Origin of the sequence: Photorhabdus sp. RM71S (assembly GCF_042879355.1) — a bacterium.
Taxonomy (GTDB): Bacteria; Pseudomonadota; Gammaproteobacteria; order Enterobacterales; family Enterobacteriaceae; genus Photorhabdus; species Photorhabdus kayaii.
The window spans coordinates 1-398 of record NZ_JBHFKV010000220.1 but is presented as its reverse complement, the minus strand read 5'-3'; the positions used below and the strand labels follow the sequence as shown (position 1 = coordinate 398).

The following is a 398-nucleotide window of genomic DNA, read 5'->3' as shown; positions in this document are numbered from 1 at the left end:
ATCTTATCTATCGCTATTGGAAGCCCATCAGTAATTTCTTTAAACGGCTTTGGGTCTTAGTAAAATTTGCTTTCCAGATGGGATGGCAGGGAATCAAAAATATTTGGTCTAGCGTCAAAGGTTGGTTTACAGCTCGATGGAATGACATTACTAATGCGTTTGATGGCGGAATATTTGAGGTCAGTAAATTAATTTTAAACTGGTCGCCATTGGGGTTGTTTTATAAAACATTTGCTGGCGTTATGAAATGGTTTGGCATTGGTATGCCCAATAATTTTACTAACTTTACCTCAGCTTCGTTTAAAAATAGCGATATCACAATCCCGTAAATTCAAGCTCGGTTTTTTAGGTTGGAATGTATAAGCAATTAAGCCCGCGACGATTTCCAATAAAAAACC

1 pseudogene is annotated in these 398 nt (G+C 37.2%); it reads left to right on the top strand.

Annotation, left to right across the window (positions count from 1 at the left end):
- Nucleotides 1-329 (top strand): annotated as a pseudogene (locus ACGF5R_RS24610) (hypothetical protein); the annotation flags it as partial.
- Between the last annotated feature and the right edge of the window lie 69 nt (nt 330-398).